This window comes from uncultured Cardiobacterium sp., assembly GCF_938028185.1.
Taxonomy (GTDB): Bacteria; Pseudomonadota; Gammaproteobacteria; order Cardiobacteriales; family Cardiobacteriaceae; genus Cardiobacterium.
Genome location: NZ_CALJAH010000461.1, coordinates 1 through 9,655, shown reverse-complemented (window position 1 = coordinate 9,655; position 9,655 = coordinate 1). Strand labels below are relative to the sequence as shown.

The following is a 9,655-nucleotide window of genomic DNA, read 5'->3' as shown; positions in this document are numbered from 1 at the left end:
GAGCGCTATATGGGCGGCTGGAGCCGCGCCGCAGGCGAATCATTCCTTGACTGGCTCGCGCTGCCGCCCGGACTGCGCTGGCTGGACGTCGGTTGCGGCAGTGGCGCTTTTACCGCGCTGCTTGCCGAACGCGCCGCGCCTGCCGAATTGCACGGCCTTGACCGCTCGCACGAGATGCTCGCCCACGCACGCAGCCGTCTGCCCGAAAGCGTGCAACTGCACGCCGGCGATGCCAGCACCCTGCCCTTCGCGGATGCGCATTTTGACGCCGCCGTGATGCCGCTGGTCATCGTCTTTATTGACGACCCCGACCGCGCCGTCGCCGAAATGCGGCGCGTCGTCCGCCCCGGCGGCACGGTAGCGACCTACATTTGGGACTTGCCGCAAGGCTTCCCGTACTACACCGCCTTCGCCATCCTGCGCGACCTCGGCGTCCTGCCCGACCGCGTTGCCGCAGACGAAAGCACCGCGCTGCCGCAATTGCAGGCGTTGTGGCAACGTGCCGGACTGCAAAACGTCGCTACCGCCGCTTTTAGCGTGCGCCAGCGCTACCCGGATTTTGCCGCCTACTGGCAGGCATTGCAGGACAGCGCCAGCATCGGCGAACGCTTCGCCGCCCTGTCGGAAGCGACGCGGCAAAGCGTGCGTGATGCGCTGCGCGCACGCCTGCCCGCCGCCGACGACGGCAGCATTACCCTTGCCGCCCGCGCCCATGCAGTACGCGGGGTTTGTCCATAAATTTGCGCAGTCATAAACAGTTGGTGGAGCTTCCGATTCAGCGATTCTTTGCCAGCACGGTATAGCCGTCAACCGCGCCAATCGCCGCCTTGACCTGCCAGCCGCTACCTTTCGCTGCCGGGACGGGTTCACCGCTTTTGGCATCATAAAGTTCGCCGAGGATAATTTCGCGGTTGCCGCCCGGCTGGATGATTTCGATGCTGTCGCCGCTTTTGAAATGGTTTTTTGCCTCGATGGTGGCCAGTCCGGTTGCGGCATCGTAGGCGATGACTTCGCCGACGAATTGTTGGGTGGCGGCGTTGGAGGTGCCGCTGGCGTAGTTTTGTTGTGCCTTGATTTGCCGGCGGACGAAGAAGCCGTCGGTGTAGCCCCGGTTGGCCAGCCCTTCCAGTTTGGCGTTGAGTGCCGGGTTGAATGCGCGCCCGGCGTAGGCGTCGTCAATCGCCTGGCGGTAGAGTTGCGCGGTGCGCGCCGCGTAGTAGAAGGATTTGGTGCGCCCTTCGATTTTCAGGCAATCGACGCCGATGCGTACCAACGCGCCGACGTGCTCGATGGCGCGCAGGTCGCGGCTGTTCATGATGTAGGTGCCGTGTTCGTCTTCGGTGATTTCCATGTATTCGCCGGGGCGGTTTTCTTCTTCGAGGTAATAGACGCCGTCGGCGAGCGGGTGGCGCTCGCGGGTGTCGGTGAGGCCGGTGAGTGCCTCCGGGCTGAAGATAAGGTCGGGCGTGGGGATGAATTCGCCTTCTTCTTCTTCGCTGGAGCCGTGGGTTTTGTATTTCCAGCGGCAGGCGTTGGTGCAGGTGCCCTGGTTGGGGTCGCGGTTGTTGAAGTAGCCGGAGAGCAGGCAGCGACCGGAATACGCCATGCACAGCGCGCCGTGGACGAAGACTTCCAGCTCCATCTCCGGGCAACGCTGGCGGATTTCTTCGATTTCTTTGAGCGAGAGTTCGCGCGAGAGGATGACGCGACTGATGCCGTTGTTTTGCCAGAATTTGACCGTCGCCCAATTGACGGTGTTTGCCTGCACGGAGAGATGGATGGGCAGCTCCGGGTAGGCGTTTTTCACGGTCATGATGAGGCCGGGGTCGGACATGATGAGCGCGTCCGGGCCAGCGGCGATGGCGGGAGCGAGGTCACGCAGGGCGGTGTCGAGTTTGTAGTTGTGCGGCTGGGTATTGACGGTGAGGTAGAACTGTTTGCCGAGCGCGTGCGCTTCGCTGATGCCGTCTTTCAGGTTGTCGTCGGTAAATTCGTTGCCGCGCATCCGCAGGGAATAGCGCGCCGAGCCCGCGTAAACGGCATCCGCGCCGTAGGCGAAGGCGTAGCGCATAGTTTTCAGGGAGCCGGCGGGGGCAAGGAGTTCGACGTGTCGCATGGGAATTTGGGGGTAAAAAACGGGCGCGCATTATAGCGGGTTTCCGCGCGTTCCCTACGCCAACCACGCGATATTGCCGCTTCTGTGGCACAATATCGCCCGTTTTGGTTCTCGCCAAAGCGGTTTTAGTTTTTAATCAGGAGTTACTATGACAAAACGCATGAATGTTGAAAGTTTCAATCTTGACCACACCAAAGTCAAAGCGCCATATTTGCGGCTGGCGGACAAAAAACAGGGGGAAAATGGCGATGTCATTTACAAATACGATTTGCGTATCTGCCAGCCCAACAAAGACCATATGGAAATGCCTGCGCTGCATTCGCTGGAACATTTAATGGCGGAATTGTCGCGCAATCATAACGCACACGTGGTGGATATTTCGCCGATGGGCTGCCAGACCGGTTTTTATGTCTCGCTTCTCAACGAGCCGGATTATCAAACAGCGCTCAATCTGATTGAAGAAACGTTGAAAGACGTGCTGAATGCGACCGAAGTTCCCGCCTGCAATGAAGTGCAATGCGGCTGGGCAGCAAGTCATAGTCTGGAAGGGGCGAAAGCATTGGCGCAGCGCCTGCTGGATCATCGTAGTGAATGGGAAACCATTTTTGCCTGATTAACACGCCATTGTTGCCAATAAAAAAGCGGAGTAGCTTGCAAGCACTCCGCTTTTTTATTGCCTGTAGTCTTAATTCAAAGCGAGGAAGAATTGATGTAGTCGCTCCAGTTGCGCATACGTTTGTGCAGTATTTCCTTCATTATCAACAATAAAATTTGCACGCTGCAAACGTTCCGCACGTGAAATTTGTGCCGCGATAATAGCGGCGATTGCAGCTTGTTGCTGTTGATCGCGCTGGCTGCCACGTTCCAGTTGTGTTCTTTCAGAAACATCGACAGCTAATACCACATCACATAAGGCATCCAGCCGATTCTCCAAAAGTAGCGGCGCGCTTAAAATTCGATACGGTTGCCGCGGCGCACGCTCCAGCTCTTGCAACAAGTGCTCGCGAATGCGTGGCTGCATAATGGTATTCAAACACGCACTGGCATCATCATTCACAAAAGCCCGCGCACGTAAAGCGGCACGATTCAGATTGCCATTATCCTGCAAAACATCATTGCCAAAAGCGGCAGCGAGTTCCTGCAATACGGGAGAGCCTTTAGTAACCACCTTTCGCGCAATCACATCCGCATCAATAACAGAAACAGCACGGGCGGCAAACCAGTCGCTACATAAAGACTTGCCACTGGCTATACCGCCCGTTAAACCAATAATCATGGTTTACAGAGAAAGTCCGGTCAATTGTGCAATTTCACCGCCATACATAAATGTCAACCAGCCTGCGATTGCCAAATACGGACCAAAGGCCATAGGAACTCCTCGCCCAATCCGGTTGATAATGGCAAAGATTAATCCCGTAACTGCGGAAAAAAATAGAATAAATGGCAACATGACAATACCTTGCCAAGCGCAAAGTAAAGCCAGCAATTTGAAGTCACCGTACCCCATTCCTTCTTTTCCCATAATCAGGCGGAACAACCAGTAAACGGACCATAGAACCAAATATCCAACTATGGCTCCGATGATACTACTGCGCAAACTGATAAAAAGACCATTATCAATACAACCTGCCAGAATACCTAACCAAAGCAGGGGAAGCGTCAAAGAATCTGGCAATATCTGATTTTCCGCATCAATAAAAATAAGTGCCAATAATCCCCATGTTAGCAACAACGCAAACCCCAATTGCCATGGTTCAGGGTATTTTAAAACAACCAAAATACTTGCCGCAGCACACAATAATTCTACCAGTAAATAACGTATAGAAATTTTAGTACCACAACTAGCGCATTGTCCACGCTGTAATAAATAGCTAATAATTGGGATATTTTGCCAGAAATGAATCTGTGCCTTACATTTGGGGCAATGCGACCCTGGTAGCATCAAGTTAAAAGTTTCAAGCTGTCTATACGGGTTATTTTCGGATTTTTCCTCATCTTCATCAGGGTTATTTAAGGTTTCCCAGGCATAAAATTTTTCCTCTCTTTGAAACATTACAGGCAATCTGTAAATAACCACATTAAGAAAGCTGCCTACCATCAAACCAATGATACCAACCAGTAGTATTCCAATTGGTGTGTGAAAAATCATGGAATTTATGACCATTAGAACAATTGTCCCAAATTGAAGATTGGCAGATACATGGCAATAATCAAACCACCAACAACAATTGCCAAGAAAGCCATAATAGCAGGCTCAATCATCGCTGTTAAATTATCAATACGCCAATCAAGTTCTTCTTCATAATAAGTCGCTACCCGACCCAGCATTTCACCCAAATTCCCGGATTCCTCACCAATTGCGGTCATCTGAACGGCAATAGTAGGGAAGAGTCCGGTATTCTTCATGGCAAAACTCATTTGCTGCCCGTTTTGTACGTCATCACGAATCTCGTAAACAGCTCGTTCATATAAAACACTACCAGTAGCAGGAGCTGTAGCCTGCAAACCACGCATCAAGGGAACGCCAGCATTAAACAAGGTTGACATTGTGCGTGCGAACCGGGCATTTGCACCACATTTTAATATCCCTCCGATTAGAGGTGTCTTGAACATTACAATATTTGTTTTTTCTTGTACATTTTTGTTTCGACGCTTGATATAGAAAAAAGCATACCCAAGAAATATTAGGGCAATCAAAAAATACATTCCTTTCTTTACCATAAAGTCCGATATAGCAACTACCATTAGTGTCAATCCTGGCAGCTGACCACCGTTAGAAGTAAAGAATTCGGCAAATACAGGAATAACCTTAATTAGAAGTACCGCAGTAACAATAACAGCAAAAATCATTACTATTGACGGATATGTTAAGGCTTTTTTAATTTTCTTCTTGGTGGCCTCTCCCTTTTCCAAGTTAAGAGCGATATTATCCATGGTTGATTCAAGCATACCAGCATCTTCACCTGCTGCAATAAGGCTTGTATAGAGATCGTCAAATTGCAATGGGTGTGCACGCATTGCTTCTGCTAACGTAGCACCATTTTGGATACGCTCATAAAGATCAAAAACCATTTCACGCATAGCTAAAGGCTTCTCGATACTCTCTCCCACCAAATCGAGAGCTCGCAATACTGGCATACCTGCACGTAACATAGTCGCCATTTGTCGCGTAAAGAATAAAATATCTTTGCTTTTTATTTTTCCTTTAGACTCGAACAAAGGTTTAGGCTTTTCTTTGACGGTAACGTTAATAAGTCCCTGTTTTGCCAAGAATGCCTTTAATACTGCATCATTTTTGGCGTCATTTTCGCCAGAAATCTCTTTTCCCAGCTTGTTTTTGCCTTTCCATTGATAGGTCTTCAATTCTTTTTTGGTTTCCATAACTTCCTCTTAAAATATCAGTCTGTTGTTACACGCAAGACTTCCTCAATACTAGTAAGTCCTTGACGTACTTTGTTTAATGCTGACTGGCGTAAATCCCAGTAGCCCTCTTTTTGACATTGCTCTGCAATGTCTGCAGCGGATGCATTTTGCAAAATCATATCCGATAACGATTCAGAAATTGGAACGACTTGATAAATCCCTGCACGCCCACGATAACCTTGATAACTGCATCGTTCACAACCTTTAGGAGCATAAATGCGTAATTCATCAATTTCATCTTCTGCAAATCCTAGTGCAATTAATTCATCATGACTATGTCTTCGATCACGTGTCTTGCAATGACTGCATAACCTTCTCGTCAGACGTTGCGCCATAATTAAATTCACACTTGCTGCAATGTTATAAGAGGGAATACCGATATTGACCAAGCGGGCAATGGTCTGTGGCACATCGTTAGTGTGTAGTGTAGAAAGAACCAAGTGTCCCGTTTGTGCTGCCTTGACAGCGATTTCGCCAGTCGTAATATCTCGAATTTCCCCTACCATGATGATATCTGGATCTTGTCGCAAGAAAGCCTTCAATGCGGCAGCAAAGTCCAATCCAGTTTTTGTATTCACGTTTACCTGGTTAATTCCGGGCAAGTTAATTTCTACCGGATCTTCTGCTGTTGAAATATTAACCGTTGGTTTATTTAAAATTGATAAACCTGTATAAAGAGATACTGTTTTCCCTGAGCCTGTTGGACCAGTTACCAATACTAAACCTTGAGGCTTATTTATGGCATTTAAATAATGTTGTTTTTGATCAGGCTCAAACCCCAATACATCGATATTCAATTTAGCGGCAGAACTATCAAGTATACGTAAAACTATTTTTTCTCCCCACAATGTAGGAAGCGAGCTAACCCGAAAATCTATAGCCTTAGTTTCAGAAACTTGCAGTTTAATGCGACCATCTTGTGGGACACGTTTTTCAGCAATATCTAGATTTGACATAACTTTGAGACGCGCCGTAATCCGGTTGGCAATACTGGGGGGAGGTGCTGCAACTTCCTGCAACACACCGTCTCGGCGGAATCGTACTCGATAAGTATTTTCATAGGGCTCAAAGTGTAAGTCTGAAGCACCTGTGCGGATCGCATCCATCAACATACCAGATACGAAACGGACAACTGGTGCTTCTTCCTCATTTGCACCAATATTTCCTAATGCTTCACTAATAGCATCAAGATTTTTTTCTTCATCATCCTCATCGAAGACGCTTTCCATGCCGCCTACACCAGCATAGTGATCTTCAATGAGTGCTTCGATCACTCCAACATCAGCTATAATGGGCTCAACTGAAGTAAATTTCCCTTGATATTTAAACTCCTCTAACATAATACGGTTAGAAGGATCAAAAGTTGCTATAAACAATCGACCACCATTCGCATAAATTGGCAAAGCCATATGTTTGCGTACAACAGTCTCCGGGAATTGCGCGGTTAGTTCACGACGAATATCTATTTCACGCAACATAACTTGCGGTAGATTATAAACTTCCCGATTAATTTGCGACAGTCGCACCCCATCTAACAGGCCATCACTTAGTAATTGCTGCAAAAAACTGCCACGTTTTTTTTGAGCACTAATCTGGACTTCTCTTATTTGTTCTGGTGTGCAAATTTTATGCTGCACCATATAGCTAATTAAAGGATCATAATCACTCATGCATTAACCTTCCTGTTTTCTGCAAACATTTTAATAAAATTGTTCAATATTTGATGACCGCATTCTGTTAAGAATGATTCAGGATGAAATTGAACCCCTTCCATCATAAGAGAGACATTTCGCATTCCCATAACTACTGGTTCGGCTCCATCCTGAGTCCAGGCAGTCATCACAAATCCCTTGGGCAACTGTTGGGGTGAGACTGTCAGGGAGTGATAACGTACTACTTGCAGAGGATTTGGCAACTTGTGAAACACGCCCTCATTCAGATGGAAAACACTTGATATTTTTCCGTGCATTACAGTTGGCGCATGAGTCACTTTGCCCTCAAATACATACGCCATACACTGATGCCCCAAGCAAACACCTAGCATAGGGATGTGTCCGGCAAATGTGCGAATAATCGTGTTGGTGTCTTGTGCCTCTGCCGGAGAGCAGGGCCCCGGCCCAATCACGATGTATTTTGGTGACAGGGTGCGTACTTGCTCAATCGAAATTTCATCATTACGATAGACGGCAACGTCAAGCCCCAGTTCAGCAAAGTACTGAACGAGGTTGTATGTAAACGAATCGTAATTATCAATCATCAGTAGCACAGGTAATCCTTGCCTTTTCTAAACAAATTGCAATTATAACACCATCTTTTGCGCAAATGTTACACTTTGACCAAGAGCCTGCTTTTTTTTTGCATCGGCAACCTTATAAAGAAAACAGATATCTCATTGATATATTTACGTTTAATTACGGTTTTTTTTGTGCCCATGCTTATATCCCTCAAGAAAAAACACATAGAAAAACAAATAATTACGCTCCTTTTCGACTATTCAGTTTCTCTGGGCAGCGGAAGGGAGAGTTTGCCAGCGTGAGGCAGGCTGTTCTCCAGTACGACCTTACCCCAGCTCCCGCGCGGTTACTCAACGCGCACTATTTAAATGAAATCCTGCTAGGTATGTTACCGTTCGATGAACCGGCGCCTTCGGTTTTCATCCAATACCTGCACTCACTTCAGCAAGCAGACGAAAGTGCCTTGCGCAGGCTTGAATATGCGTTGCTTGCCCACTTGGGGCTGTTCCCGGAGATTACACAAGAGGCATCTTTTTATCAACTTGATTTCAAAGGAAATAATGCCATATTTGTACCTTCGTCCAGTGGATATGGCAAGGGAAGCGTAGAACAGCTATCAAGCGGAGTAACAGACTGGGAAAGCCCTGAAATACGCAAACTGCTGCAATCGCTGGTGCGCTTTCATAGCGGGCGGCGGGCGCATACCAAAGAAACTGCAGTCGCACTAAAATCGCTTCTGCACGGTCCATCAAAATCCTCCCTCACAAAGGAAAAAACGCAATAAAGTTGCAGCGATGCAAATGTTTATGTATTATTCGCGCCCTTCATTTTTCGTGTTCGGAGAACATAATTATGTCCAAGACATTTACTGCCAAGCCCGATGCGCTTGAGCGCGACTGGTATCTGGTTGACGCCACAGGCAAAACACTGGGGCGCCTGGCCAGTGAAATCGCCCTGCGTCTGCGCGGCAAGCACAAACCTGAATATACCCCCAACATTGACACCGGTGACTACATTATTGTGGTCAATGCAGCAAAGCTGAGTGTTACCGGCAAGAAGCGTAGCGACAAAGTTTACTACCGCCACACCGGTTATATTGGCAACATGAAAAGCACTACCTTTGATGAAATGCAAGCCAGAAATCCTGGCAAAGTTCTTGAAATTGCAGTAAAAGGTATGTTGCCCAAGGGACCGCTAGGTCGTGCCATGCTGAAGAAACTGAAAATCTATGCCGATGGTGAGCACCAACACATCGCTCAACAGCCGGTTGCCCTGGAAATTTAAGGACTAGTCATGTCAGAACAATACTACGCTACCGGTCGTCGCAAAACTTCATCTGCCCGCGTATTCCTGCGCCGTGGCAGCGGTAATATTATCGTCAATCAAAAACCGCTGGATGCATACTTTGGGCGTGAGACTGCCCGTATGGTAGTGCGTCAACCGCTTGAAGTTGTCGATATGAAAGAGAACTTTGACTTTTATATTACAGTCAGCGGTGGCGGTACTACCGGACAGGCCGGCGCAATTCGCCACGGTATCGCTCGTGCTCTGCGTGCGTATAGCGAAGAATTGCGCGCACCGCTGCGCAAAGCAGGTTTCCTAACCCGCGACGCGCGTGAGGTTGAACGGAAAAAGGTTGGTTTGCACAAAGCTCGTCGTGCAACCCAATTTTCAAAACGATAATTTTTGTCCCTTCTCTATCAAGCCGGTTTCTGACCGGCTTTTATTTTGTATTTCAACCCTGTGCAGAATTGTCACAAAATGGCTTCGTGGTTTGTCTTTCCCTGTAAAAATTAGGCGTATCGGACAAAAAAGGAGCTAAAAAATGCTGTAAGCCTTATGCTGCAAGGCTTTAAGCGGGGTCAAAACCTTTGAACACAAA

At 48.0% G+C, this 9,655-nt stretch carries 11 protein-coding genes; 5 read left to right on the top strand and 6 right to left on the bottom strand.

What is annotated here, in order from left to right; genetic code table 11:
• On the top strand, nucleotides 1-738 hold a 738-nt coding region (locus Q0349_RS13360), incomplete at its 5' end, for a class I SAM-dependent methyltransferase (protein ID WP_298081509.1).
• Nucleotides 739-775: 37 nt separating this feature from the next.
• On the opposite strand, the gene yegQ is transcribed toward Q0349_RS13360, so the two are convergent.
• Nucleotides 776-2,116 carry a tRNA 5-hydroxyuridine modification protein YegQ gene (yegQ, locus tag Q0349_RS13355; protein WP_298081508.1) on the bottom strand — a complete coding sequence of 447 codons (1,341 nt, stop codon included), beginning with the start codon at nucleotides 2,114-2,116 and terminating at the stop codon, nucleotides 776-778.
• 148 nt (nucleotides 2,117-2,264) lie between these two features.
• Here yegQ and Q0349_RS13350 point away from each other — a divergent pair, with 148 nt between their 5' ends.
• Nucleotides 2,265-2,729, top strand: coding sequence for an S-ribosylhomocysteine lyase (locus Q0349_RS13350; RefSeq protein ID WP_298081507.1), 465 nt, complete (start codon nucleotides 2,265-2,267; stop codon nucleotides 2,727-2,729).
• Between the two features lie 72 nt (nucleotides 2,730-2,801).
• Here the strand turns inward: Q0349_RS13350 and coaE are convergent, their stop codons facing one another.
• From coaE to Q0349_RS13325, 5 genes are read right to left on the bottom strand one after another with little or no spacing between them, the layout of a single operon-like run.
• A complete protein-coding gene (coaE, locus tag Q0349_RS13345) occupies nucleotides 2,802-3,392 on the bottom strand; it encodes a dephospho-CoA kinase (protein WP_298081506.1) in 591 nt (196 codons plus the stop codon).
• Nucleotides 3,393-3,395: 3 nt separating this feature from the next.
• Nucleotides 3,396-4,265 (bottom strand): A24 family peptidase, encoded by an 870-nt coding sequence (locus tag Q0349_RS13340; RefSeq protein WP_298081505.1) that lies wholly within the window; start codon nucleotides 4,263-4,265, stop codon nucleotides 3,396-3,398.
• Between the two features lie 14 nt (nucleotides 4,266-4,279).
• Nucleotides 4,280-5,497, bottom strand: coding sequence for a type II secretion system F family protein (locus tag Q0349_RS13335; RefSeq protein ID WP_298081504.1), 1,218 nt, complete (start codon nucleotides 5,495-5,497; stop codon nucleotides 4,280-4,282).
• A gap of 17 nt (nucleotides 5,498-5,514) precedes the next feature.
• Nucleotides 5,515-7,209, bottom strand: coding sequence for a type IV-A pilus assembly ATPase PilB (gene pilB, locus Q0349_RS13330; RefSeq protein ID WP_298081503.1), 1,695 nt, complete (start codon nucleotides 7,207-7,209; stop codon nucleotides 5,515-5,517).
• Entirely contained in the window at nucleotides 7,206-7,796 is a 591-nt protein-coding gene (locus tag Q0349_RS13325) for an aminodeoxychorismate/anthranilate synthase component II (protein WP_366916333.1), read from the bottom strand. Before Q0349_RS13325 ends, pilB begins: the two co-directional genes overlap by 4 nt.
• 65 nt (nucleotides 7,797-7,861) lie before the next feature.
• Here Q0349_RS13325 and Q0349_RS13320 point away from each other — a divergent pair, with 65 nt between their 5' ends.
• The 3 genes from Q0349_RS13320 (at nucleotide 7,862) to rpsI (ending at nucleotide 9,456) form a co-directional block, all read left to right on the top strand.
• On the top strand, nucleotides 7,862-8,557 hold the full coding sequence (locus Q0349_RS13320) for a DNA repair protein RecO C-terminal domain-containing protein (protein ID WP_298081501.1): 696 nt from the start codon (nucleotides 7,862-7,864) through the stop codon (nucleotides 8,555-8,557).
• Nucleotides 8,558-8,625: 68 nt separating this feature from the next.
• Nucleotides 8,626-9,057, top strand: a complete 432-nt coding sequence (rplM, locus tag Q0349_RS13315) for a 50S ribosomal protein L13 (RefSeq protein ID WP_298081500.1) — start codon at nucleotides 8,626-8,628, stop codon at nucleotides 9,055-9,057.
• 9 nt (nucleotides 9,058-9,066) lie between these two features.
• Complete coding sequence (rpsI, locus tag Q0349_RS13310) at nucleotides 9,067-9,456, top strand: 30S ribosomal protein S9 (protein WP_298081499.1); 390 nt, start codon at nucleotides 9,067-9,069, stop codon at nucleotides 9,454-9,456.
• The last annotated feature ends 199 nt before the right edge of the window (nucleotides 9,457-9,655 follow it).